Here is a 25443-nt window from a genome sequence, read left to right on the forward strand (position 1 = left end):
TCCTTAACGTCGATTGGCGAGGAAACGGTCGGCCGTGCGCAGCGACAGCGCCATGATCGTCAACGCCGGATTGGCGGCGAGCGCGCTCGGGAACACCGAATTGTCGCAGATGAACAGGTTCGCGATATCGAAGCTGCGGCCGTCGGGATCGACCACCGCGCGATCGCCGCTGACGCCCATCCGGCACGTGCCGATCGTATGCGCGGAGCGATCCACCGCCAGGATGTCGCGGGCCCCCGCCGCTTCCCAGATCGCGGTCATCGTCGCGCGCGCATGGGCATCGATCGCACGTTCGTTTTCGCCATAGCTGAAGTCGATCCGCGCCTTGCGCAGCCCGTAGGCGTCGGTCTCATCCGACAGCGTCAGACGATTGGCGTCGGACGGCAGGCATTCGCCGTTGATGCCGATGCCGCCCAGCCGATTGTAATCGTCGAGCAGATCGACCAGCGCCTGCCCCCAGAGGCCGGCCCCACGCGCCAGATTGGTCGCCAGCGTGACGGGCAGCACGCCCAGGCTCTGCATCAGATACCCACCCGCGGCATTGAGGTCTGCGGGGCGCATCATATCCTCGCTGATCAGCGACGAGGGATAGCCGCGGTTCATGCGCATATCCGCATCGAACCGACCCCACACCTGCGTCGCGACATGCGCCATGAAATTGCGCCCGACCTGCCCACTGGAATTGGCCAGGCCGAGGTTCAGCAGCAGCCGCGGCGTTTCCACGCCGCCCGCACACAGGAACACGGCGTCGCAGCGCTGACGCAGGCGCTGTCCACGGCGATCGTAGACGACCGCCGTCACGCGGCCGCGGCCGTCGCGCTCCAGATCGATCACCCGGCATTCCGCGCGCACCTCGGCACCATGCGCCACAGCGAGCGGCAGCCAGCTCGTATCCGCGCTAGCCTTGGCGGCGACACGGCAACCCTGGTGGCAGGTGCCGCAATTGATGCACGCTTGCCGGATGCCCCAGTGCGGCTGGGCGCGGTCCTGCGACACGAGCGCAGCCGGTGCATCGGTCGCCGTAATGCCCAGCGCCGCACAGCCACGCGCCATCGCGTCGGCAGACGCGTTGCGCAGCACGGGCGGCAATTCGTAACGCCGCGCCGGGTCCCAGGGATAAGTCGCCGGACCCGACACGCCGATGCACCGCTCGACTGCCTCGATATAATGGGTCAGTTCGCCATGCGCGATCGGCCAGTCCTCGCCGTGGCCACTGAGCGAGCGCAGCCGAAGGTCCCGCGCATCCGGCCGCGGGCAGAAGGCGCCCCAATGCAGCGTCGATCCGCCGACGCCCATGCCGCTGTTGTTGGCGCCGAACGCGGTGGCATCGGCACCGCCGCTCAGCCGTTCCTCCATCCAATAAATGTCGGCTGCCAATTCGTCGGCGACATGCTCGTCCGGACGAAAGGCGCGACCGGCTTCCAGCACGACGACTGAGACGCCCGCCTGTGCCAGCCGGGCCGCCAGCGGCGCGCCGCCGGCTCCGCTGCCGATGACCACGACGTCGACCGGATCGTTGCCGGTCCCGATGGCAGCACTCACGCGCGCGTGCCCGCGAGCTGTTGCCAGGGTTCGATCGTATCCGCGGCGGCGCGGACATAGCCCTGCTTGCGCACGCCATCGCCGCCGATCGCAAATCCGTCGTAACCGATGCGCGCCATCGTCGCCGGCAGCGCCATCCATTGACGTGCGATCTCGCCGCGCGCCTCCGCGAACCACAATTGCATCTGATGGGGTGACAGCGCTCCGCCGGTTTCGGCCGCCTTGCCGGCAGCCAAGCTCCGCAAGCAGCGCTCACGCGCAGCTGGGTCGGCATCTGCAAATCCGCCGCCCATCGCGTCGAGCGTGTCGAGCGCCGCGGGCCAGCACATGGCATCCGCGGGCAGCTCCGCACACCGCCAGCCGTCACCCCGCCCCGCCGCCATCATCGCATCGATCCGCCGGGCAAGCTCGCCGGGATCGCCCGCCCCCGGCAAGACGGCCTCGATCAACGCCGCCAGCGTCGCCGCCTGCCGATCCGACAGCAGGGTTAGCGGGCCCGGCACCGCGTGACGCGCCGTCAAGACCGCGCGCGTGCGGGAGCTGACGCGATCCGACGCCAGCAGCGCGATCATCGCCGGCGGCAATGCGCGGGCAAAGGCCGCAGACACGTGGTCCGCAATCGCCTGGGCAACCGCATCGGGCTGTTCATAGGGCAGCAGATGCGCCGCCCCCTCGATCACGCTGATGCGACCGGCGGGATAATGCGGCAGGTTGAGGCGGCGCTGTGCATCCTCCCCCAGATCGCCGTCTTCACCGCCCGCCAGGATCAACGCGGGCACCGCAATCTGACCCGCGGCCTCCTGCCAATCCTCGCGGCTGCCGCGTTCCAGCCAGCCCGTCCAAGCCTTCCGCCCTGAACAGCGGACATCGGCGATGGCCCGTTCGCGGAGCGGTTCGGGCAACCGTGCAGCGGTGTTGTCGTCCACGAATTGGGCAGCCTCGTCCGCATCGATCGCGCCATCGGCAAACCAGTCGAGCATCAGTTTGCGCCGATCCTCCTCCATCGGCTCCGGCGCTGGCGGTGACGCCGCAAGCAGAGCCACTGCGGTAAGACCTGCAAAACGCGCATCGCCATCGCGGGCGCGCGCCGCGGCCAAGGTGGCGATCTTGCCGCCCATGCTGTGCCCGACCACCGCCCAGGACTGCGGCTGATGCCGGGCCACTTCGCCACCGAACCAATCGATCAGCCCCGCGACATCGCACTCGCTGTCCGCACGGCCACCAAAGCCCGGCAGGTTGAGCGGAATACATTCATAGTGTTCGCCAAGGGTGGCGATCACGCCATCCCATTCGCGCGCGCTCGCACCCAGCGCGTGGAGGAAAAACAAACGGGCCACGCGCGTCGACTTTCATGTAGATCAGCAACTTATATTGAAGTCGCGCGGCAAGCATTCGGTTCCAAAGGCGGTCGAAATGATGCTCGCCGATCACTGGTCGCGGCCGCGGATCCTTGCCTGCGGCCGCGACCGAACGATCATTCGCCGGTCGGCGATGCGGCGTTGACGGGATCGGGCACCGATACTGCTCGCAGCGTCTGCTCCTGCGCGTCCGGATCGATCCGGCGCGTGCGGCCGATATGAGGCACCTTGACAGACTGGCCGGTGTCCAGCGCCTTCACGATCGCTTCGATGATCAGCAAGTCGGCTAACCCCTCCTCGCCGTCCGGCTCCGGGCTCCGATCCTCGAGGATGCAGTCGGAAAAGTATTTCAGCTCGCCGCCGAACTGGTCCGTCGCCTTGAACGTCTCGTGGCTTTCCTTGTCCCCGATGCGGCGCCGGTGTGCGAGGCCCTGACCGAAGCCGAAGGCGGGATCCATCTGGATCGATCCCTTCGTGCCCGCGATCGTCAGAGTGTCGACCTGGTTCGCATAATAGCTGACCGTGAACTGGGCCAGGCGGCTGCCCGGCATGCGCAGCGTCACCGCGAAGGTATCGTCCAGATCGCCGAAGCCCGACTCCGGGTGACGTGTCGCGACCGCAGAGACGACCTCCAGCGGCTCCGCCTCGAACAGATAGCGGATCGCATTGATCGGATAGGGCGCCATGTCGAACAGCGGCCCCGATTCGATCCCGTTCTTCGCGCGATGGTTGGCCGGATCGACCATCTGCGTGAAGCAGGCGGTGAAGGCGATCAGGTCACCCAATTCGCCCGCCCGAATGCGGCGAATGGCATCTAGCGTCGCCGGTTCGAAATGCAGCCGATAGGCGGTCATCAGCTTCGCCTTGCCCTTGACCGCCGCCGCCATGATCTCGCGCGCCTTGGCCGACGACACATCGAGCGGCTTTTCGCTGAGGACGTGGATACCCGCTTCCAGCGCCGGCACCGCAAATTCGGCATGCCGCCAGTTCGGCGTCGCAAGATAGATGGCATCGATCTCGCCCGATGCCAGCAAGGCCGGAAATTGTTCGTACCCGTACAGATGCTTGACGCCATATCGCTTGCCGAGCTGCGTCAACTTTTCGGGGTCGCCCGACACCAAGGCGGTTATCGTCGAATTGCCTGTATGTGACACGCCCGGCATCAACGCCTCCTGCGCAATGTCGCCCAGGCCAACGATAGCGTAGCGGACCTTGCGGCCACCGAGGCCGAGTGCCGAAGCGATGCTCATGCGAAACTCCTGATCGGGGAAAGTCAGGCGCAACCGCTCCAGCGCGGTATATGGTTCCCCCGACTCGGCAGCGCGCACCGGGAGATGTCAGCCGCAGTCGCCGCCTCACACTAGGTCCGGATCCCTCCCCTAAAGGCTCGTTTTGTCCGTTCGGTGGTTTGGTCGCGCAGTCGAACGCAGGACAGGCCGAGCGCATGAAGACAGGGAAACCCATGTATGCCGTTCTTGGAGCGGTGGCGGCGTTCGTGCTGACCGCCCTGGTCGTGATCGGCTTTCTCGGCGATCGGATGCCGGAACGGCGAGACGGGAAGACCGCGCTCGGCAAACCGCTGTCGGAGCAACAGCAGACGGCGCGACGGCGCGCCACGATTACAGCGGTGGGTGCCGTCACCGCGATGTGAAGGAGCCGCGCTTCACAATTACCTTACGCATTGGACAGCGACCGGCGCGGCGACATCCTCCAGCTCAATCCGAGCGCTACAGGACTGCAAAAAACTCAAGCAGCTGAGCGGTTTACCAGCCGCCGCATAGCGTCGACGATTTCGTCGCGGTTGATGGGTTTGGGGTAGAATTCGGTTCTTTCGGGGAGGTGGACGCTGTCTCGCGTGAAATAGGCGGCGGTGAGGATGATTTCGATCGGCGGCCAGCGCTTGCGGATCGCCGCCGCGATCTCGATGCCCTTGCGGCTGCGCGGCATGTCGAGGTCCATATACACCAGACGGATGTCCAGCCGCTCTTCCAGCAACCGGATCGCGTCGGCGCTGCTCATCGCCTCGACGGCTTCGAACCCCGCCTTCTCGACCATGCCGATCGCGTCCATCCGCAGGATCGGTTCGTCTTCGACCACAAGGACCGGCCAACGGGTAAGGGGTTCGGACTGTCCCATGTCGTGTGCTGACGCGCTACGCCTCTTGAACCTGATAGAGCGGGGCCGTCGCAGTGACCGTCAGGCCCTGCACCTCGTACCGGAGTTCAACGCCGCCGGAGCCGGTTAGACCCATGCGGATCAACCGCGATCCGAATCCCTTGCGCGTCGGCTGCGTCGCCGGCGGCCCACCCCGCTCCGTCCAGCACAGGTCAAGAATGTCCGTGTCGCCATCCCGGCGCACCACCCAATCCACCGCCACCCGGCCCGCCGGCGCCGTCAGCGCGCCATATTTGGCGGCGTTCGTTGCCAGTTCGTGCAGCATCAGCGACAGCGACAGCGTCGCCCTGGGCCCGATGATCACGTCGGGGCCGGACAGCAGGAACCGATCCTCCCCAAACGTCGCCAGCGCGCCGATCGCAACGTCGCCCAATTTGGCCGTGGACCATTGGTCGCGCGTCAGCACGTCGTTCGCCGCGGCCAGCGCGGACAGCCGCTTGCCGAAGGCGGTGACGGCCTCCTGATCCTCAACCTTGTCGAGCGTCTGGTGCGCGATCGCCTGCACGACGCTCATCGTGTTCTTGATCCGATGCGCCAGTTCCTCATTCAGCAGCATCTGCTGCTCCGTGGCCGCGTCACGGTCCCGCCTGGCGACGACTTCGGACGTAGTTTCAGTGACGACGAGGAAGATGCCCGCGACCCGGCCATCCACATCCCAAAGCGGGCTGTGCGAGTGCGTGAAGAAGGCTTCCTTCGACACGCCGTCGCGATCCGGCGTATAGCGGCCGTTCTCGATGAACACCGTTTCGCCCGCCAGCACGCGATCGAAGATCGGCGTCAGCTGGTCCCACATCTCCGACCACCATGCGCGCGCCGGCTGTCCCAGCATCCCAGGGTGCTTGCGGCCGAGGATGCGCGCATAGGCATCGTTGTAGACGGTGAACAGCTCCGCCCCCCAATGCACCATCATCGGAAAGGCCGAGGACAGTACGATCTGAACGGCGGTCTTCAAGGGTGCCGGCCAGCCGAGCGGATCGCCGAGCGGATGCGCGATCCAGTCGATCGCCCGCAACGTCGCCGCGCAATCGCCCCCCGATGCCGGGAACGGTAAGCGGGGATCGTGGACGGCGGCGATGGTCACGGACCGGGTCTAGCCATCCCGCGGCCCTTTGGCAGCGTCTTTTTTTTGGATGCCCCGCATGACAGGGCCACGAACATCCGGCGACGCGCGGTCGAATGCGATCAGACTGCTTCGGCTCCAATAGCGGCGTATCGGCGCCAAGCATCGACTACATCGCGCCATGAGCGGAAGGCAGGGAGCGGTTGCAGGATAGCAATCGCCCATCCCATCGCGGCTCTCCGCCAAATATACATCCAGTTCAGACTATATTTCATTACATGACGAAGAGGTTTTGCCGTTTGCTTGCAATTGTCGATCAGCCCATAACCGACTTGCGGGTTAATTCGACTGATGTATATTGCCGATACGGGTCTAACGGTGAGACAAATGCCAGCTGCACATTGCGTGTCTTCACTGGAGGGGGTCATCCTTCAGGCCGACCAGGCCTTTCTTGATCTGCTCAAGCGCGAGGAGAGCGATGTCATCGGCGCCTCGTTTCGCGACATTACCGACCCGCGCGATTTGCAGCGCAGCGTCGATATGCTTGCGATGCTGGAGGACGGCGCCGCGCCGCTCCGGTTCCAGAAACGCTATCTGCGCCCGGATGGCACGACGATCGCGGCCAATCTGCTCGTCACGCGCTTCTCCGACCCCGATCGCCTGATCGCGACCTTGTTCTGGCGGGATAACGGGCGGCAATTGCCGCCGGCCCGGCTATGGGCGACCGCCCTCAGCATCCGCCATGTCCATGAGACGCGCGTCAGGCTGTTCGGACCCGATCTGAGCACGGACCCGATCGGATCGATACTGATAGGCGTCTATCTGGCGGAAGCGGAGGGGCGCAGCATCGGCATCAGCCAGATCGCCGCCTATGCCGGCATCGCCCGCTCGACCACGCAGCGCTGGGTCGCGGTGCTGCAGCAACGCGGCATCATCGAACGGGACGGAGACCCGACGATCGACCTGTTATTGACCCAATCGGGGTTGCAGCGGGTCGAAGCGATGCTCGCGACCGTTTACGATGCGCCCGACGCTGCGGTGATGGTGGCCTGAACCATCTGCATCACGTGATCGAGCTGCGCCGCCGCAGCGGTTTGCCCCTCCGCATCCAAAATGGTCATCGCGGCCTCGAGGTGATCGAACGCCTTTTGCATGCTGCATTTGTCCACGGTACACCTCAATCCTAAACACCCGTGGTCGGGTACGTTTTCGCAAGTGTACGGGACATGACCGGGCGACACCACTGTCTTCGTGCGCGACTCGTCGCGTTCGCGCCGACCGTTCCCTCCCTGAAAGCCGGTCGTCGGATCGGTCACGCCCGGCGCGACGTCGCACGGGGATGCAGCGCGTCCAGCGCGTCCGCATTGTCCCGCCCCCAGGCGTAGAGCAGTTCGACGGGCTCCACGAAGCGCCGGCCCAAGTCGGTCAGGCGATATTCGACGGCAGGCGGTATGGCGCTCTGCACGTGCCGGCTCAGCAATCCGCTCGCCTCCAGATCGCGCAGCGTCTGGGTCAGCATCTTCTTCGATATGCCCGGCAGGCTGCGGTGCAGCACACCCGTGCGCGCGGCGCCGCCATGACGGGCGGACAGCGTGTGGAGCACCATGCTGGTCCACTTGGTCGCGAACAGCTCCAGCACGCGGCGGGGCGCGCAATCCTCGCGCCATTCCTCATCGGGCGTTCCCGGTTGCATGTGGTTACCTCCTGGTGCCTGGGTAGGCGAATGGTGCCGTCTAGAAGCGTGTCGGGGCCGTGCCTAGCTTCCGCCTATCAAGGAGATAGCTATGACGAAGACGGCATTGGTGGTTGGCGCGAGCGGGATCGTCGGCAGCGCGACGGCGGCCTTGTTGGTCGAGCAGGGCTGGACGGTCCACGGCCTCGCCCGTCGCCCATCCCGTCAGGCGGGCGTGGAACCAGTCGCGGCGGATCTGCTGGACGCGCGCGCCACGGCCGCGGCGCTGCGCGGCATCGACCCCGACGCCGTCTTCATCACGACATGGTTGCGGCAGGACAGCGAGGCGGAGAACATCCGCGTCAACGCGGCCATGGTGCGCAACCTTCTCGACGGCCTCGCCAAGCCGACGGGCCCGCGCCATGTCGCGCTGGTCACCGGCCTGAAACATTATCTCGGGCCGTTCGAGGCCTATGGGCAGGGCACGCTGCCGCAAACGCCGTTCCGCGAGGAGCAGGGACGGCTCGACGTCGAGAATTTCTATTACGCGCAGGAGGACGAGGTGTTCGCCGCCGCCGTGCGCGATGGCTTCACCCGGAGCGTCCATCGCCCGCATACCGTGATCGGTCTCGCCGTCGGCAATGCCATGAACATGGGCACGACGCTCGCGGTCTATGCGACGCTGTGCCGCGAGACGGGGCGTCCGTTCACGTTTCCCGGATCGGCGGCGCAATGGTCGGGCCTCACCGACATGACCGACGCGCGGCAGCTCGCCCGCCACCTCATCTGGGCGGCGGACACCGAGGCGGCGCATGACGAGGCGTTCAACGTCGTCAACGGCGACGTCTTTCGCTGGCAGTGGATGTGGCACCGCATCGCCGATTGGTTCGGCATCGCGGCGGCGCCGTTCGATGGCATCGTGCGCCCGCTGGAACGGCAGATGGCGGACGACGCCGCGCTTTGGCGGGCAATCGCGACGCGCGAGGGGCTGGCCGAGCCAGACCTCAGCCGTCTCGCCTCCCCCTGGCACACCGATGCCGACCTCGGCCGGCCGATCGAGGTGGTCACCGACATGAGCAAGAGCCGCCGGCTGGGGTTCACCGGATACCAGCCGACCGACGATGCCTTCTTCGCCTTGTTCGAACGCCTGCGCGCCGACCGGCTGATCCCGTAAAGCTGGATCGGCGCACGCGCCGAACACGCGACGATCCCCGGGTCGCCGCGGCAGCCCTGTCGTTTGCCGCCCGTCACCGGATCGGCAGGGCGGCATCCCATATCCGCCCGCCTCTCCCGCCTCGCCACCCCGCCCCGTCCCTGCGTCGCGACGGGACGAAAGAGGGGTTGATCCTGTGCCCCGGAGGCGTATCTGGCGCCATCGGTCGCGGCGGTCGCGACTCGATTTCACGGCTCGCGTCTGCGCGTCGAAGAAGGACAGCAATGAAACCTCGATCTAGCCCCATGTCCAGCGAGGGCGACAGTAGGAGCTTTGCTCCGCTGATCGGCATCGCCGGACGTGACCCGGTCGGGGAGTTCGTGCCCACCGCCTGACGCGGTGCCGCGATCTCCTGGACCGGACATCCACCGGAACCAAGGAGGTCGCCCATGACCATCTATCTCGCGCGTGTCGAACGGCACGTGGACACCACCCGCGTCGAAGCCTTCAGCCGACGCATCCGCCTCGCCGCGTCCCGCCCCCTGCACGCGACGGACGATGACCCGCGCCGACGCGTGGCGGCGTTCCGCGCCGCCTGATCTGCCGCACCCCTGAAAGATTACCCGCACGCGGAGTTCGTGCCATGACCTTGCATGCCCTGGCCCTGAGCGGCCCCGGCGGTGCGCGCCCGCCGCGCGCCACCGCTCATCTCGACAGCGCCCACACGGGCGACATCATCGGTGCGTTCGGCACCATCGCCGAAACCGACACCGGCGCGCGCCGTGGCTGGCGGCGCCGCCTGCTGACGCTGGCCGCGATCGTCGGCCCCGGCCTGATCGTCATGGTCGGCGACAATGATGCCGGCGCGTTCGGCACCTATACCGAAGCGGGGCAGAATTACGGCACTAGCCTTGTGTGGACGCTGCTGCTGCTCGTCCCCGTCATCTATGTGAACCAGGAAATGGTGCTGCGCCTCGGCGCGGTGACCGGGGTCGGCCATGCCCGGCTGATCTTCCAGCGCTTCGGCCGCTTCTGGGGGGCGTTCAGCGTCATCGACCTGTTCCTGCTCAACGCCCTGACGATCGTCACCGAATTCATCGGCATCGCGCTGGGCCTCGACTATCTCGGCGTGCCGCGGCTTGCCGGCGTGGCGATCGCATCGGTCCTGATCGTCGCCGCCGCCAGCACGGGCAGCTTCCGCCGATTCGAACGCTTCATGATGGTGCTGGTGTTCGGATCGCTGTTGCTCGTCCCGATCGCCGTCGCGATCCACCCGCCGGTCGGGCAGATCGCGCGCGACATGGTCGTGCCGCACATGCCCGCGGGCGGGCAGCTCGCCGACGTCATGCTCCTGATCATTGCGATCGTGGGCACCACCGTCGCGCCCTGGCAGCTGTTCTTCCAGCAGAGCTATCTGATCGACAAGCGGATCGGGCCGCGCTTCATGGCCTATAGCCGGATCGATCTGTGGGTCGGCATCGCCGTGGTGATCGTTGGCGCGGTCGCGATGATGGCGTTTACCGCCGCCGCGTTCGCCGGCACCGCGGGCGTGGGCCACTTCACCGATGCCGGCGCGATCGCGCGCGGGATCGAGGCGCATGCCGGTCGGCTGATGGGCATCCTGTTCGCCATCGCGCTGATCGATGCCTCGATCATCGGCGCGGCAGCGGTGTCGCTCAGCACGGCCTATGCCATCGGCGACACGTTCGGCATCCGGCATTCGCTGCACCGCTCACCGAAGGACTCGATCCCCTTCTACCTCGTCTTCGCCGGACTGATCGGGGTCGCGGCGGCGCTGGTGCTGATCCCGGGCACGCCGCTGGGCCTGCTGACCAATGCGGTGCAGTCGCTCGCGGGCGTGCTGCTGCCCAGCGCGACCGTGTTCCTGCTGCTGCTGTGCAACGACACGGCGGTGCTGGGGCCATGGCGCAACGGGCGCTGGCTGAACCTGTTCACCGGTGCGGTGATCGCCGTCCTCGTCCTGCTGTCGGTCATCCTGACGGCCTCGGTGCTGTTCCCGACGATCGGCGCGGCGGCGATGCTGTGGATTTTGGGCGGGGGATCGGCGCTGGCGCTGATCGGCTGGGTGGGCCTGCGCCTGCTGACCGGCGGGACGGCGGAGGCGATCGACCGTCGCGGCCGCGCGGACTGGCGGATGCCGCCGCTCGATACCCTCGCGCCCGCCATGCTGGGACGCGGCGAGAAAGCCTGGCTCGGCATCCTGCGGCTCTATCTCGTCGTCGCCGGCGGCTTCGTGCTGGTCCGCATCATTCACCTCGCGCTGACACATCAGCTGTAACCGGCACCGTCCAAGGGGACTTATCATGACCCGGCTTTTCCCACTGGCGGGCGCCTGCGCGCTCGCCGGCCTCATCCCGCACGCGCCCGCTGCAGCGCAGACCGTCCAGGACCGCGCGCCGGCCGTCACCGCGCCCGCCACGCCGATCGCGGCCGAAGCCATGCCGGACGATCAACGGTACGCGGTCCACGGGCAGGCGACGGTCGTCCTGCAAGCCACGCCCGGCTTCGCCTCGCCCTATGCCGGTGCCAACAGCCTGACCCCGCGTCAGGCGAAGGAGACCGTCGACGTCACGCTCTATGCCGGCGTGCGGCCCTGGGCGGGCGGCGAGCTGTGGGTGAACCCCGAGATCGACCAGGGCTTCGGCCTGTCCAACACGCTCGGCGTCGCCGGTTTCCCCAGCGCGGAAGCCTATAAGGTCGGCCGCACTGCACCCTACACGCGCCTGCAACGGCTGTTCCTGCGCCAGACCATCGACCTGGGCGGCGCGCGCGAGGCGGTGGCCGGCTTCGCCAACCAGCTCGCCGGATCGCGCACCGCGAATCGTCTGGTGCTGACCATCGGCAAGTTCGGCGTCGGCGACGTGTTCGACACGAACATCTACGCCCACGATCCGCGCGCCGATTTCCTCAACTGGTCGGCGGTCGACACGGGCAGCTTCGATTATGCCGCCGACGCCTGGGGCTACAGCACCGGCATCGCCGCCGAATGGTATCGGGCCGCCTGGACGCTGCGCCTGGGCGCCTTCAACCTGTCGAAGGTCCCCAACGGCGAGACGCTGGAGAGGGGCTTCGGCCAGTATCAGCTCGATGCCGAGGTGGAGCATCGCCACCAGTTGGCCGGTCGGCCGGGCGCGGTGCGCGTCACGCTCTTCCGCAACCGCGGCCGGTTCGGGCGCTTCGACGAGGTACTGGCGCTGGCGGCGCGGACCGGCGACGTCGCCGATACCGGCCTGGTGCGCAGCCGTCGCACGCGGGCGGGCATCGGCATCAACGTCGAACAGGCGGCGAGCGACACGCTCGGCGTCTTCGCCCGCGCCGGCATCGCGGACGGGCAGGTCGAGCCCTATGACTTCACCGACATCGACCGGACGGCGCAGGCCGGGCTGTCGCTGCGCGGTGCCGGTTGGGGACGGAGCGGCGATACGCTGGGGGCGGTCGTCATCGTCAACGCGATCAGCCGGGACCACCAACGTTATCTCGATGCCGGGGGCCTGGGCGTCCTCGTCGGGGACGGCCGCCTGCCGAACCCCGGCGCCGAACGGATCGGCGAGGCCTATTACAAGATCGCCGCCGCGCGGGGTGTCGAGCTGACCGTCGATTATCAGTTTATCGCCAATCCCGGCTACAATCGGGATCGCGGGCCGGCCAACGTGTTCGCCTTCCGGGCCCACGGCGCCTTCTGACCGGGGACGCCGGCCGGAGCCGGACCGCGATGGCGGCGCGTCAGCGGCGCGCCGCGTCGCTCTTCGCGCGTTCAGCGGCGAACGGTTCGGAGGCGTTCCACGTCGGCCAGGTCGCGCCGGCCGCGATCTCGCGGCCCAGCGCATAGGCGACGCTGCCTTCCTGCGCCGCGCCGGTCATGTCCCAGCCCGGTTTGAACGCGTCGCAGGTCTGGTGATAGCATTCGGCATTGTAGCGCGCCCGCTCCCGCTCGCCCGCAGCGGCACCCCCGCGCACCAGATCGCGCCCCGCGCGGAAGTAGACGCCCGGCACGCCCTTTTGCGCGAAGGCATAATGGTCGGAACGGTAATACCAGCCCGCCTCGGTATTCTCCTCCGGCACGATCCGCAGCCCCTGCGCCGCGGCGACGCGGGCGAGGTCCTGCTCCAGCGGGGTACGGCCGACGCCGATCAGCTCCAGATCGCGCGTCCGCCCCAGCACGACATGCGGGTCGAGGTTGAACTGGGCCGCCGTGGTGGCCAGCGGCAGCGCGGGGTGGTCGGCATACCAAGTCGCGCCCAGCAGGCCCTTTTCCTCCGCCGTCCAGAGGGCAAACACGACCGAGCGGCGCAGGCGCGGCGCGCCCGCGAAGGCGCGCGCGATCTCCAGCAGGGTCGCAGTGCCGGTGCCATTGTCCACGGCGCCGTTGCGGATCCGGTCGGCGGGCGGATCGAACGCATTCTCGCCATAGGCATCCCAATGCGCGCCATACAGGATGCTGCCCGCAGCGGGATCGGTGCCGGGCAGAATGCCGACGATATTGTGGCTGACCGCGCGGTCTAGGCTGGTGCGGACATCGGCCGACAAGGCCACGCCCTGCAACGCGACGCCGCGAAAGTCCGCCCGCTGCGCCGCGCGCTTGGCGGCAGCGTAATCGAGGCCGCCCTGCCGCAGCAGCGCGACGCCGATATCGTTGCGCAACGTGCCGCGAATGCCGAAGGCCGGCGGAACGCTGCCCGTGTCCAGCGCATAGCCGGGCACCGCATCGCTGTTGGCGAGCTGCAGCCAGGGGTAGCTCGACGGAAAGGTATCGTGGATCTGGAAGAAGGCGGCGGCGCCATGCTTCTGCGCCTCAGCCAATTTGGTGCGCGCCGCCGGGCTGGATGCGCGCCCGCCGAAGCCCAGATCGCGCCCCGCCTCGACATCGGGATCGCCGGCGAGCGCGACCACCACCTTGCCGCGCACATCGACGCCGCGATACGGATCATAGCCCAGCCGCGGCTCGACCACGCCATAGCCGACGAAGACGACGCCCGCGCGATCGAGCGTCGTCGTTCCGACGATGCGCGACGATGCCGCAATCTCGACGCCGGGCCGCAGCGCCTCAGTCTTGCCGCCCAGCGACAGGTCGAACCGCGCGGTCTCGCGCGTCCAGCGCAGCAGCGGGACGGTCTGGCGATAGCCCGCATCCCCCGCCGGTCGCAGCCCGAGCGCCGCGAACCGTTTTTCGAGGAAGGCGAGCGTGATCGCCTCACCCGGCTGGGTCGGCCCGCGCCCGTGAAAATCGTCCGCGCTCAGCGTCTTCACATCGGCCTTGATCCGCGCCGCCGACAGGATGGGTGCGCGGGGATCGGCCGACGCCGTCGTGGCGGCGGTCAGCAACAGAAGGGGGAGCCAGCGGGTCATGCCGGCAGCGTGACCCAACCGATCGTGACGCGCAAGCGCTACACGCCCGCGTCGCGGATCGTTTCCATCGCGACGAAGGTGGAGGTGTTGGCGACATGCGGCAGCGCCGAGATACGCTCGCCCAGCACCTCGCGATAGCGGCGGATGTCGGGGGTGCGGACCTTCAGCAGATAATCGAAGCTGCTGGCGATCATATGGCATTCCTCCACCTCCGGAATGCGCAGCACGGCGCGGCGAAACGCATCGAGCGCGGCTTCGCGCGTGTCGGACAGCTTCACCTCGGTGAAAGCGATATGATCAAGCCCCAGGCGCACGGGATCGATGACCGCGCGAAAGCCGAGGATATAGCCCTGATCGATCAACCGGCGCAGACGCACCTGGCACGGCGTCTTCGACAGGCCGACACGGCGGGCGAGTTCGGTAACAGACAGGCGGCCATCGTCGCGCAGTGCTTCGATGATGCGCCGGTCGAACGTATCGATCGGCGCGTTCTGGGATGGTTTGCCGTCCATTTGGCCTGTGACACTCTCAAAAATCGGGTCGTTCGGCGCGATCCTGCGCGCATTTCGGACGGATCGCCAGCGCGAAAGTCGATATGGGCGGATCGTAGAGAGGACCTTCGCCCATGACCCGCCCGCCCTTCGCCGATTTCGCGCCGCCCGTCCGCCCGCAGACGCCGCTGCGCGCCGCGATCACCGCCGCCTATCGCCGGCCGGAGGCAGAATGCCTCGCGCCGCTGCTCGATGCCGCGACGCTGCCCGACGCGATCGGCCGCGACGCCGCCGCGACGGCGACGGCGCTCGTCACCGCGCTACGCGCCAAGCACAAGGGCACCGGCGTCGAGGGGCTGGTGCAGGAATATGCGCTGTCCAGCCAGGAGGGCGTCGCGCTGATGTGCCTTGCCGAGGCGCTGCTGCGCATCCCCGATACGGCAACGCGCGACGCGCTGATCCGCGACAAGATCGCGGGCGGCGACTGGCGCAGCCACGTCGGCGACGGCCGCTCGCTGTTCGTCAATGCGGCGACCTGGGGCCTGGTCGTCACCGGCAAGCTGACCGGCAGCGTCAACGACAGCGGCCTGGGCGCCGCACTCACCCGGCTGATCGCGCGTGCGGGTGAGCCGGTGATCCGCCGCGGCGTCGATATGGCGATGCGCATGATGGGCGAACAGTTCGTCACGGGCGAGACGATCGCCGAGGCGCTGAAGCGCGCCCGCCCGCTGGAGGCGCGCGGCTTCCGCTACAGCTACGACATGCTGGGCGAAGCGGCGACCACGGCAGCGGATGCCGACCGCTATTATCGCGATTATGAAAACGCCGTGCGGGCGATCGGCGAGGCGTCGGCCGGCCGCGGCATCTTCGACGGGCCTGGCATCTCGATCAAGCTGTCGGCGCTCCACCCCCGTTACGTCCGCGCGCAGGCGGCGCGGGTGATGGGCGAGCTGCTGCCGCGCGTGAAGGCGCTCGCGGTGATGGCCAAGGGCTATGACATCGGCTTCAACATCGATGCCGAAGAGGCCGACCGGTTGGAGCTGTCGCTCGACCTGCTCGAAAGCCTCGCCACCGATCCCGATCTGGCCGGTTGGGATGGCCTTGGCTTCGTCGTGCAGGCCTATGGCAAGCGCTGCCCGTTCGTGATCGACTGGATCGTCGACCTTGCCCGCCGCGCCAACCGGCGGATCATGGTGCGGCTGGTCAAGGGCGCCTATTGGGATGCTGAGATCAAGCGCGCGCAGGTCGATGGCCTTGCCGACTTCCCGGTCTATACCCGCAAGATCCACACCGACGTCGCCTATATCGCCTGCGCGCGGAAACTGCTGGGCGCGCGCGATGCGGTGTTCCCGCAGTTCGCGACGCACAATGCGCAGACGCTCAGCACCATCTACCATCTGGCGGGCCCCGACTTCACCGTCGGCGACTATGAATTCCAGTGCCTGCACGGCATGGGCGAACCGCTGTACGACGAAGTCGTCGGCGCGGAGAAGCTGAACCGCCCGTGCCGCATCTACGCGCCGGTCGGCACGCATGAGACGCTGCTCGCCTATCTCGTCCGCCGCCTGCTGGAAAATGGCGCGAACTCGTCCTTCGTCAATCGCATTGCCGATCCCGAAGTCTCGATCGCCGATCTGGTCGCGGACCCCGTGGAGGCGGTGCGCGCGATGGCCGCGCCGGGGCAGAAGAACCCGCAGATCGCCCTGCCGCAGGACCTGTACAGCTCGCGCCGCAATTCCGCCGGCCTCGACCTCAGCGACGAAACCACGCTGGCGATGCTCAGCGAGACGATGGCGGGCGAAGGCCCGTGGGACGCCGGCGTCGTCGGCACGCCCCGCGCGGTGCTAAACCCCGCCGATCATCGCGACCGCGTCGGTACAGTGCATGAGGTGTCGGTCGATCAGGCTCGGGCCGCCGCCCGCGCCGCGCAGGCCGCCGCGCCTGGCTGGGCCGCGACCACCCCGGCGGAACGCGCCGCGATGCTCGACCGCGCCGCCGACGCGATGCAAGCGCGCATGCCGCAGCTGCTGGCGCTGATCGTGCGCGAGGCGGGCAAGTCGCTGCCCAATGCCATCGCCGAGGTGCGCGAGGCGATCGACTTCCTGCGCTACTACGCCGAGCAGGCGCGCGCCACATTGGGCACCGGCCATCGCCCGCTGGGTGTCGTCACCTGCATCAGCCCGTGGAACTTCCCGCTGGCGATCTTCATCGGACAGGTCGCCGCGGCGCTGGTCGCGGGCAATGCGGTGCTCGCCAAGCCCGCCGAGGAAACGCCGCTGATCGCCGCGCAGGGCGTCGGCCTGCTGCATGCGGCCGGCGTGCCGACGGACGTGCTGCACTTCGTGCCCGGCGATGGCGCGATCGGCGCGGCTCTGGTTGCGGCGCCCGAGACGATGGCGGTGATGTTCACCGGATCGACCGAGGTCGCGCGGCTGATCCAGAAGGAACTGGCCAAGCGTCTGCTGCCGGACGGATCGCCCATCCCCTTCATCGCCGAAACCGGCGGGCAGAATGCGATGATCGTCGATTCCTCCGCGCTCGCCGAACAGGTGGTGGCGGACGTCATCGCCTCCGCCTTCGACAGCGCAGGCCAGCGCTGTTCGGCGCTGCGCATCCTGTGTCTGCAGGAGGAGGTCGCCGACCGCACGCTCGCGATGATCAAGGGCGCGCTGCACGAGCTGTCGATCGGCCGCACCGACGCGCTGGCGACCGACATCGGCCCGGTCATCACCGCCGAGGCGAAGGCCAATATCGACGCGCACATCGCGAAGATGCGTGACGGCGGCCACCGCGTCGAACAGCTCGCGCTCGCGGGCGACACCGCGCACGGCACCTTCGTCGCGCCGACGATCGTCGAACTGTCCGACATCGCCGAGCTGGAGCGCGAGGTGTTCGGGCCGGTGCTGCACGTCGTCCGCTTCCGCCGCGCCGAGCTGGACCGGCTGATCGACCGGATCAACGCCACCGGCTATGGCCTGACGTTCGGCCTGCACACGCGCCTCGACGAGACGATCGCGCATGTCACCAGCCGGGTGAAGGCGGGCAATCTCTACATCAACCGCAACGTCATCGGCGCGGTGGTGGGCGTGCAGCCGTTCGGCGGGCGCGGCCTGTCGGGCACCGGCCCCAAGGCGGGCGGGCCGCTGTACCTCGGCCGGCTGGTGTCGGGCGCAGACCTGCCGCCAGCGGTTGTGTCGGACCATGCCGATCCCGCCGCGCGCAATCTGGCGCTGTGGCTGGAGGATCGTGGCGAGCGCGCGCTCGCCACGCGCGTCCGCGATGCGATCGCCACGTCGATGCTCGGCGCGGCGACCGAGCTGGCCGGCCCGGTCGGCGAACGCAACCTCTACGCCCTCCACCCGCGCGGACGCGTGCTGCTGCTGCCGCAGACGCGCGACGGCCTGATCGAACAGATCGGCGCCGCGCTCGCCGCCGGGAACGACGCGGTCGTCGGCGAGGCAGGATCGCTGGCCGCGGCGCTGGCCGCGCTGCCGCCGAGCGTCACCGCCCGCGTGCGGATCGCCGACGACTGGCGGCGTGCGCCTGCTTTCGCGGGCGCGCTGATCGAGGGCGAGGCCGCGCACGTCTCCGCCGCGCTGGCCGCGCTCGCCGAGCTGCCCGGTCCGATCGTACTGCCCCAGGCGGGCTGCGCGGGCTATCGCCTCGACTGGCTGGTCGAGGAGGTGTCGACGTCGATCAACACGACGGCGGCGGGCGGCAACGCGAGTTTGATGGCGATCGGCTGACCCACCGGCTGGGGCGCGTCGGTCAGACGCGCTCCAGCATCAGCGCGATCCCCTGGCCGACGCCGATGCACATGAACGCCATCGCGTAGCGGCCGCCGCTGCGATGCAGCTCCTCCACCGCGCTCATCACGATCCGCGCGCCGGACATGCCGAGCGGATGGCCCAGTGCGATCGCCCCGCCGTTGCGGTTCACCCGCGGATCGTCGGCGGCGATGCCCAGATCGCGCAGCGTCGCGATCGCCTGCGCGGCAAAGGCCTCGTTCAGCTCGATCACGTCGAGCTGGTCGAGGCCGATGCCGGTGATCCGGCACAGCTTGCGCGCCGCCTCGATCGGGCCGACGCCCATGATCCGCGGTGCGATCCCCGCCGCCGCCATGCCCAGCACTCGCGCGCGGGGCGTCAGGCCGTGCTGCGCCGCCGTCGCCTCGCTTGCCACCAGCATGGCCGCGGCGCCATCGTTCAGGCCCGAGGCATTGCCCGCGGTGACGGTGCCGTCCGCCCGCACAACGGGCTTCAGCTTCGCCAGCGCGTCGAGGCTGGTGGCGCGGGGATGCTCGTCGGTCGAAAAGACGATCGGATCGCCCTTCCGCTGCGCGATCGTCACCGGCACGATTTCCGCCGCCAGCCGCCCGCTGGCGATCGCCGCCGCCGCCTTCTGCTGGCTGGCGAGCGCAAAGGCGTCCTGATCCTCACGCGCCACACGCCACTGGTCGGCGACATTCTCTGCGGTCTGCGGCATCGTGTCGACACCATAGGCCGCGCGCATCGCCGGGTTCACGAAGCGCCAGCCGAGCGTCGTATCCTCGATCTGCTGCGCCCGGTCGAAGGCGCCGGCCGCCTTGCCCATCACATAGGGCGCGCGCGTCATGCTCTCGACGCCGCCCGCGATCCCCAACGCCGCATCGCCGCAGCGGATCGCCTGTGCGAGGCTGCCGACCGCGTTCAGCCCCGATCCGCACAGGCGGTTGACCGTCGCGCCCGGCACGCCGTCGGGCAGGCCGGCGAGCAGCACCGCCATGCGCGCGACGTTGCGATTGTCCTCGCCCGCCTGATTGGCGCAGCCGAGCAGCACATCGTCCACCGCGCCCCAGTCCACCGATGGATTGCGCTCCATCAGCGCGCGCAACGGGATCGCGGCGAGGTCGTCGGCCCGCACGCTCGCGAGCGCGCCGTTCAATTTGCCGATCGGCGTGCGGATCGCGTCACAGATGAAGGCATCGGGCATCGGGCGTCCTCTCCAGCGTTTGCCGAAGGGCGTCGCCCCGAATGGCGTGTGTCGTCAAGCCGCTACGGGCCGGCGCGCGTCGCTTTGCCTAGGCGCGCCGCTCGATCAGCAGGCGGTACAGCCGCTGCGGGATATGCCAGCGCCGGCCGAGCAGGATCGCGCCGATCAGGACCGCGCCGGCATCGCGCAGCTGCGTCACCAGCGTCCGCGCCACTGGGCGACGCGTCGCCTCCGCCTCGACCACGGGGACGACGACATCGACCGCCTGCGACAGCTCGATCCCCTCATAACCCACTGCCATCGGCGGCGCGGTGACGACGATATAATCGAACCGCTCGCGCAGCTCGGCGAGCAGGCGCACGTCGCGCCGTTGCAGCGAACAGGCCGCGGTGCCGATGATCGTCGTCATCATGTCTTCGAACGGTTCGAGTTCCAGGCTCGCGGCGGTCTCCGGCACCGGCGCATCGCTGGCGAAGCGGACGAGCAGCACGCGCGCGCCGGCGCGACGCGCCATCGCGCGGCCCAGGCCCAATGCGGCGGTTTGCAGGCTCATCCGCGAACTCGGCGCGACCAGCAGCACCGCCCGCCCGCTGCCCTGATGGTGCGCGTCGACCGCCGCGATCAGCCGGCTGTAATCGCGCGCCACGCCCTCACCCTGCTCGGCGACCGGGGCGGCGAGCACGGGCAGGCCCAGCGCCCGCTCGACCTCCACCGGGGTCAGGAAGGTTTCGCGCAGGCTGCCGGCGATGAACACCGCCGCACCCGCGATCAGGATGCCGGCGAAGATGCTGCCGGCGATCAGCAGCAGCGGCGGATTGGTGCGCTTGGTCGGGGGCGTCGGCGCCTCGATGACGCGGACGTTGGGGCTGCCCGCCTCGGTCGTCTGGTTGAGCTGCACGCGCGCCTGTTCGACCTGCGACGACAGCGACTTGAAGCTGTCCGCCAGCACGTCGCGGTCGAGCTTCATCGTGGTCAGCCGGTCGCTGATCGCATTGAGTTGCGCCAGCCGCGCCCGCGACTGGCCGAGTTGCCCCGCCAGTTCGGCGCCGCGCGCCTCCGCGCCGGCCACCGTCGCGCGCGACTGGATCAACTTGTCCTTGGTCGAATCGAAATACTGATTGCGGCCGGTGCGCTGCGTCATAACCAGCGACGATTTCTGCTGGGTGATCGTCGCCTGCAATGCGGCGATCTGCTTGTCGAGCTGCGTCACCTGCGGTGACGTCGCCATGAAGCGCGACGCCAGATCGGCGCGCTTGGCCTGCAGGCCCAGCAGCTGCGCCTGCATCTCGCCCAGCGCCCGTGCCGCCTCGGTATTGTCGTTGTACAGGCGGATATCGGCGGGCACCGATTTGGCCTGACTGCTGAGGCTCGACAGGCTGCGGCGCCCATCGGCCAGCTCCGCATCGCTTTCCAGCTTGCTCTTGCGCAGCAGATCGTCCTGCGCGACCGCGCCCGCCACCTGCGCCGCGATATCGACGATGCCGTTCTGCTGCTGATAGGCGGTGATCCGCGCGCTCGCTTCGTCCAGCTGGCGCTTGATTGCGTTGCGCTGCTGTTCGAGGAAGGCGACGCGACCCGAGGTCAGCACGGTCGCGCGGCTTTCGAAATAGCGGCGGATCAGCTGGCGCAGCGCATCGGCGGCCTGTTGCGGGTCGCGCGCCGTATAGGTCAGCTGGATGACGTTCGCTTCGTTCGCCTTGGTGACGTGGAGGTGCGACTGAAATTTCTCCAGCGCCGCATTGATCTCCGCCGGCGAGGCGGCAGGGCCGAGCTGCGCGCGCACCACGTCGCGGTGCAGCTCCAGGCTGTCGAGCATCTGAAGTTCGACATTGGCGACCGCCCCCGGGTCGAGCACCTGCCCCGGCAAGGGCGCGCGCCCGGCGTCCTGCATGTCGTAGATGCCGGCGCTCAGCGGCAGCAACCGCGCCTCGGCACTATAGCTTGGCGGCAACAGCAACGCGACGAGGATGCCCAGCCCGATGATCGATCCCGCGACGATCAGCGCGAGTCGGCGATAATAGAAAATGCCGTTCAGCAGGTCGCGCAGTGCGAATTGCCCGTGGCGCGTCTCCGTTTCCTGCTGCTCGGACGAAGACGTGAAATCAAGCATCTGGTGGATTGTCCAAGGCTGCTGGAAAGGGCTGGTGCGCCTTATGGTCGGTTCCTCTTACCTTTCCATTAAGCCTTCCGCTATATCGACTTATCGGAAGCGGCCCGTCCCGTGTCTTGCAGTGGGACGGCCGGTGGCGCGCGGGCAACGGGACGGTGACGATGGGCAGATACGGCTTAGCGACCATGGCAGCGGTGCTGACGCTTGTCGCGCCGACGATGGACGCACTGGCGCAGGTCGCGCCGATCGTGCGGCCGCCCGCGCGCGGGACGATGGCATCGACGCCAGCCCCCGCCCCTGCTCCTGCCCCTGCCCCGGTGGTCGATCGCACCGCCTATCGGATCGCGCCCGGCGACGAGCTGGCGATCAGCTTCCCCTACAACGCCGAACTGGATCATGCCGGGCCGGTCGGCCCCGATGGCCGCATCGCGATTCCGCTCGTCGGAAACGTCCCCGCTGGCGGCCGCACGATCGATGAGGTCGCGGCGCTCATCTCGGCCGATCTGCGCCGGCAGGGCGTGGTGGAGGATGCCCGCCCGACGGTGGCGGTGCGGCAATATGGCGGCGTCGTCTATGTCGGTGGTGAGGTCCGCCAGCCCGGACCGGTGAAGCTCACCGCGACGATGGACCCGATGCAGGCGGTGATCGGCGCCGGCGGCCTGCTCGACACCGCGCGCACGCGCAAGGTGGTGGTGATCCACCGCAATGCCGACGGCACGATCGCCCAGCGTCAGGTCGATCTGAAGGCCTATACGAAAAGCGGCGTCGCGACCGGCATCGATCTGCAATCGCAGGATATCGTGTTCGTACCACGTTCGTCGATCGCCGAGGCCAATCTGTGGATCGACCAGCATATCAACAAGCTGCTGCCGTTCAGCCGCAGCCTGAACTACAATCTGGGCGGCGGAGCCGTTTTCGGCCGCTGACATGACCGCCGCGACGCGCGCCCTGCCCTTTCCGCGACGCAGCCTGCGCGGCTGGATGCAGGCGGCCGACGTCCGCTGGGCCTATGTCGCGCTGCTGGTCGCGCTGCTGCCGCTGTTCGGGCAGAGCTTTCATTATGTGAAGCTGCTCAAGCCCGCCTGGGCCTTGTCCAAGGCATTTCCGCTGCTGTCGCTGCCGCTATGCCTGATCCTGTTCGCCGGGCGCCGGCCGGAAGGGTCGCGGCAGATGGTCGTGACGATCCTGTGGCTGGTGCTCGTCCCCACCTTCATCTCGCTCTTCACCTTCCAGCAGACCTTCTTCATCGCGCTGGCCTCGCAGCTCAAGCTGCTGCCGCTGCTCTATATCTTCTCGCTGCTCGGGCTGCTGCGCTGGCTGCGGCCGACGCTGCGCGAGATCGCCGCCGCCTTCCTGATCTGTGCGGTCGTCACCTTCGTCGTGTTGCTCGCGATCTGGCGGCTGGCGCCGCAATCGGCCTATGCCGAACATTATGTGGCGGGCGATTCCCCGCTTCTGTCGGCGGACGCCCGCGGCAATCGCATCCGCATGCCGATGTACTTCGGCCTGATCGGCATCCTCTACGCCTGGCGCCGCTTCACCGCGCGCTGGCAACCGCGCTGGTTCGCGGCCTGGGGGGCGGGCTTTGCCATGGTGTTCGGCCTCGTCCGCATGCGCACCTTCGTGCTCGGCCTGACGCTGATGGCGGCGATCAACGGCTTTCTGGCGGCGGGCCCGCGCCTGCGGCTGCTGATGCTGGCGCTCATTCCCTTCGCGCTCGCCGCACTGTTCTCGGTGCCGTTCATGGCGTCGATCTTCAGCACCGACAAAGCCTTCGCGTTCGACGTCCGCTATATCTCGACGATGAAGGCGATCGGTTTTCTGGGCACCGATCCGTTTCGCTGGATCTTCGGCGTCGGCACGATCAGCCCGATCGATCCCGCCGGGTTGATGACCTATTTCAACCACTTCTTCTTTCTGGGTGACATCACCTGGATGGGGATCATCTTCGAATATGGGATCATCGGCGCGCTGCTGATCGCGGCCGTCCCCTTGCGCGGCGTGCTGCTGATGGATAGCGCCCGCCGCCTGCATGACACGCCCTTCCTCGCCGCACTCCGCGACTATCTCGTCTATTCGCTGCTGATATCGGAAATGCTCCCCATGACCCTCGCCCCCGGGGAGATAACGTCGATCATGGCGATCGCCCTCTACGCCCGCGAGTTGCCTGCGGTTGGAGGGCGTCGTCGATGAGTAGCGCAGCCGAACACTCGCTGCTGCGTCGCCTGCACCAGCGCTATGGCGGGTCGCTGGTGACGGTCGGCACGCGGCTGATCGACATTCCCTGCCGATACGGCATGCACCTGATGATCGCGCTGCGCCTGTCGCTGGATCAGGTCGGTGCCTTCTACATCGTGTTCGGCGCGCTGATGATCGCATCGGGCCTCGGCCGCCTGGGGATCGACCGCGCGCTGACCCGTGAAATGGCACGCCTGCTCGCTGCTGACGATGCGGCGGGCGCACGGGCAGCGATGCGGCGGGCGGCGATCATGGTGCTGCTATTGTCGCTCGCGCTGACCGCCCTGGCGCTGCTCGCGGCATGGCCGCTCGCCGCCTATGTGATGCGCAAGCCCGACATGGCACCGCTGTTCGTCATCGGCGCGCTGGCCATCCTGCCGCAGAATTTCGCCAATCTCGTCGCAGGCGCGCTCGCCGGGCTGCATCGCGTCACGCAGAGCCAGATCGTCTATACCTGGCTGTGGCCGGGGCTGTTCTGCGTCCTGGTGTTCGCGCTGCCGATGTCGGACGCGCATGCGCTGGCGGCCGTGGCGGCGAGTATGACGCTCGCGACGCTGATCGGCGGCGTGATGCTGCTGCGCGATCTGCCGGCGGTGACGCCGGGCCGGCCGTCCAATCCGCCCGAACCCCTGCTGGGCACCGGCCTGTCGCTATTCAGCCTGGAACTGGTGCAGCTGCTCATCAGCGCGGCGCCGCCCTTCATCCTTGGCATCCTAGCCTCTACGGACGAAGTGGGCCTGTACGCCATCGCCTGGCGGGTGGTGCTGGTGATCTACATGTTCGTCAGCGGCGTCGCGTCGATGGTCGCGCCACGCTTCGCCCGGCTCTACATGATCGGCGACCTCGCCGGCCTTCGACAAGAGGCCGCGCGCGCCCTCGCCCTAGCACTGACGCTCGCGATCCCGCCGATCCTCGCCGTCATCGTGTTTCCGGACCGGATTCTCGCCCTGTTCGGCCAGCAATTCCTGCCCGCCGTCACCGCGCTTCATGTCCTGATTATCGGTCAGATCGCCGCCGCGCTCACCACCACCACGCCGGAACTGCTCGGCATGACCGGCTATGCGCGCGCGCTGCTGCGCGTCAACGGCCTCGCGACGCTCGTCCTGATCGGCGGCCTGGTGCTGCTGTCGGCGCCTTTGGGCGCGCAGGGCGCGGCGATCGCGACAAGTGCGACGATGCTGGTCAATGCGATCGGATGCAGCCTGATCGCGCGCGACACACTGGGCTTCACGCCGCTGGGTGCCGTCTACGCGATGTGGCAGAACCGCCGGACAGCGTTACCGCAATGAGCGAACGGCTCGACGTG

At 68.2% G+C, this 25443-nt stretch carries 21 protein-coding genes; 10 read left to right on the forward strand and 11 right to left on the reverse strand.

All coding sequences use genetic code 11. The features are described from left to right. Window positions 1-3: 3 nt before the first annotated feature. The 3 genes from SPHME3_RS0115180 to SPHME3_RS0115190 all read right to left on the reverse strand — a co-directional run bounded on the left by SPHME3_RS0115180 (window position 4) and on the right by SPHME3_RS0115190 (window position 4150). A complete protein-coding gene (locus SPHME3_RS0115180; protein ID WP_017978461.1) occupies window positions 4-1542 on the reverse strand; it encodes a GMC family oxidoreductase in 1539 nt (512 codons plus the stop codon). After that, window positions 1539-2879, reverse strand: a complete 1341-nt coding sequence (locus SPHME3_RS0115185; RefSeq protein ID WP_024310516.1) for an alpha/beta hydrolase — start codon at window positions 2877-2879, stop codon at window positions 1539-1541. Before SPHME3_RS0115185 ends, SPHME3_RS0115180 begins: the two co-directional genes overlap by 4 nt. Window positions 2880-3016: 137 nt before the next feature. After that, window positions 3017-4150, reverse strand: a complete 1134-nt coding sequence (locus SPHME3_RS0115190) for a Gfo/Idh/MocA family protein (protein ID WP_017978459.1) — start codon at window positions 4148-4150, stop codon at window positions 3017-3019. Between the two features lie 212 nt (window positions 4151-4362). Between SPHME3_RS0115190 and SPHME3_RS0115195 the strand changes: the two genes are divergently transcribed. Further along, window positions 4363-4551, forward strand: coding sequence for a hypothetical protein (locus SPHME3_RS0115195; protein WP_017978458.1), 189 nt, complete (start codon window positions 4363-4365; stop codon window positions 4549-4551). 95 nt (window positions 4552-4646) lie between these two features. Here SPHME3_RS0115195 and SPHME3_RS0115200 read toward each other — a convergent pair whose 3' ends face one another. Both SPHME3_RS0115200 and SPHME3_RS0115205 read right to left on the reverse strand, forming a co-directional pair. Next, a complete protein-coding gene (locus SPHME3_RS0115200) occupies window positions 4647-4997 on the reverse strand; it encodes a response regulator (RefSeq protein ID WP_017978457.1) in 351 nt (116 codons plus the stop codon). 55 nt (window positions 4998-5052) lie between these two features. Further along, complete coding sequence (locus tag SPHME3_RS0115205; protein WP_017978456.1) at window positions 5053-6156, reverse strand: sensor histidine kinase; 1104 nt, start codon at window positions 6154-6156, stop codon at window positions 5053-5055. Between the two features lie 366 nt (window positions 6157-6522). Between SPHME3_RS0115205 and SPHME3_RS0115210 the strand changes: the two genes are divergently transcribed. After that, the gene (locus SPHME3_RS0115210) at window positions 6523-7188 is read left to right on the forward strand and encodes a helix-turn-helix domain-containing protein (RefSeq protein ID WP_018251022.1); all 666 of its coding nucleotides are present in this window, start codon (window positions 6523-6525) and stop codon (window positions 7186-7188) included. Here SPHME3_RS0115210 and SPHME3_RS21135 read toward each other — a convergent pair. Together SPHME3_RS21135 and SPHME3_RS0115220 are read right to left on the reverse strand one after the other, a co-directional pair. Further along, window positions 7152-7289: a hypothetical protein gene (locus SPHME3_RS21135; RefSeq protein ID WP_017978454.1), complete on the reverse strand. Its 138-nt coding sequence runs from the start codon at window positions 7287-7289 to the stop codon at window positions 7152-7154. The two genes, SPHME3_RS0115210 and SPHME3_RS21135, sit on opposite strands and share 37 nt — an antisense overlap. 158 nt (window positions 7290-7447) lie before the next feature. Further along, window positions 7448-7828: a winged helix-turn-helix transcriptional regulator gene (locus tag SPHME3_RS0115220; protein WP_017978453.1), complete on the reverse strand. Its 381-nt coding sequence runs from the start codon at window positions 7826-7828 to the stop codon at window positions 7448-7450. A 91-nt stretch (window positions 7829-7919) separates the two neighbouring features. Here SPHME3_RS0115220 and SPHME3_RS0115225 point away from each other — a divergent pair, with 91 nt between their 5' ends. The 4 genes from SPHME3_RS0115225 to SPHME3_RS0115240 all read left to right on the forward strand — a co-directional run bounded on the left by SPHME3_RS0115225 (window position 7920) and on the right by SPHME3_RS0115240 (window position 12664). Continuing rightward, a complete protein-coding gene (locus SPHME3_RS0115225) occupies window positions 7920-8981 on the forward strand; it encodes an SDR family oxidoreductase (RefSeq protein WP_017978452.1) in 1062 nt (353 codons plus the stop codon). Window positions 8982-9409: 428 nt separating this feature from the next. Next, window positions 9410-9559 (forward strand): hypothetical protein, encoded by a 150-nt coding sequence (locus tag SPHME3_RS21395; protein ID WP_017978451.1) that lies wholly within the window; start codon window positions 9410-9412, stop codon window positions 9557-9559. Window positions 9560-9603: 44 nt separating this feature from the next. Further along, on the forward strand, window positions 9604-11259 hold the full coding sequence (locus tag SPHME3_RS0115235) for an NRAMP family divalent metal transporter (RefSeq protein ID WP_017978450.1): 1656 nt from the start codon (window positions 9604-9606) through the stop codon (window positions 11257-11259). 25 nt (window positions 11260-11284) lie between these two features. Then, the gene (locus tag SPHME3_RS0115240) at window positions 11285-12664 is read left to right on the forward strand and encodes a carbohydrate porin (RefSeq protein WP_017978449.1); all 1380 of its coding nucleotides are present in this window, start codon (window positions 11285-11287) and stop codon (window positions 12662-12664) included. Window positions 12665-12704: 40 nt separating this feature from the next. Here the strand turns inward: SPHME3_RS0115240 and SPHME3_RS0115245 are convergent, their stop codons facing one another. Both SPHME3_RS0115245 and SPHME3_RS0115250 read right to left on the reverse strand, forming a co-directional pair. Next, window positions 12705-14327 carry a M28 family peptidase gene (locus SPHME3_RS0115245; RefSeq protein WP_017978448.1) on the reverse strand — a complete coding sequence of 541 codons (1623 nt, stop codon included), beginning with the start codon at window positions 14325-14327 and terminating at the stop codon, window positions 12705-12707. A 38-nt stretch (window positions 14328-14365) separates the two neighbouring features. Then, a complete protein-coding gene (locus SPHME3_RS0115250; protein WP_017978447.1) occupies window positions 14366-14839 on the reverse strand; it encodes an Lrp/AsnC family transcriptional regulator in 474 nt (157 codons plus the stop codon). Window positions 14840-14952: 113 nt separating this feature from the next. Between SPHME3_RS0115250 and putA the strand changes: the two genes are divergently transcribed. Next, complete coding sequence (putA, locus tag SPHME3_RS0115255; protein WP_017978446.1) at window positions 14953-18564, forward strand: trifunctional transcriptional regulator/proline dehydrogenase/L-glutamate gamma-semialdehyde dehydrogenase; 3612 nt, start codon at window positions 14953-14955, stop codon at window positions 18562-18564. A gap of 22 nt (window positions 18565-18586) precedes the next feature. Here putA and pcaF read toward each other — a convergent pair whose 3' ends face one another. Continuing rightward, window positions 18587-19789 (reverse strand): 3-oxoadipyl-CoA thiolase, encoded by a 1203-nt coding sequence (gene pcaF, locus SPHME3_RS0115260; RefSeq protein WP_017978445.1) that lies wholly within the window; start codon window positions 19787-19789, stop codon window positions 18587-18589. Window positions 19790-19877: 88 nt separating this feature from the next. Next, a complete protein-coding gene (locus tag SPHME3_RS0115265; protein WP_017978444.1) occupies window positions 19878-21899 on the reverse strand; it encodes an exopolysaccharide transport family protein in 2022 nt (673 codons plus the stop codon). Between the two features lie 161 nt (window positions 21900-22060). On the opposite strand from SPHME3_RS0115265, the gene SPHME3_RS0115270 reads away from it, so the two are divergent. Genes SPHME3_RS0115270 through SPHME3_RS0115280 form a run of 3 tightly spaced genes read left to right on the forward strand, consistent with a single transcriptional unit; the run spans window position 22061 to window position 25426 of the window. Beyond that, window positions 22061-22825 (forward strand): polysaccharide biosynthesis/export family protein, encoded by a 765-nt coding sequence (locus tag SPHME3_RS0115270; RefSeq protein WP_231376768.1) that lies wholly within the window; start codon window positions 22061-22063, stop codon window positions 22823-22825. Window position 22826: 1 nt separating this feature from the next. Further along, window positions 22827-24092 carry a hypothetical protein gene (locus tag SPHME3_RS0115275; protein ID WP_017978442.1) on the forward strand — a complete coding sequence of 422 codons (1266 nt, stop codon included), beginning with the start codon at window positions 22827-22829 and terminating at the stop codon, window positions 24090-24092. Then, entirely contained in the window at window positions 24089-25426 is a 1338-nt protein-coding gene (locus tag SPHME3_RS0115280; protein WP_017978441.1) for a lipopolysaccharide biosynthesis protein, read from the forward strand. The genes SPHME3_RS0115275 and SPHME3_RS0115280 overlap by 4 nt, the downstream gene beginning before the upstream one ends. The last annotated feature ends 17 nt before the right edge of the window (window positions 25427-25443 follow it).

The sequence above is a fragment of the Sphingomonas melonis DAPP-PG 224 genome, assembly GCF_000379045.1.
Taxonomy (GTDB): Bacteria; Pseudomonadota; Alphaproteobacteria; order Sphingomonadales; family Sphingomonadaceae; genus Sphingomonas; species Sphingomonas aquatilis.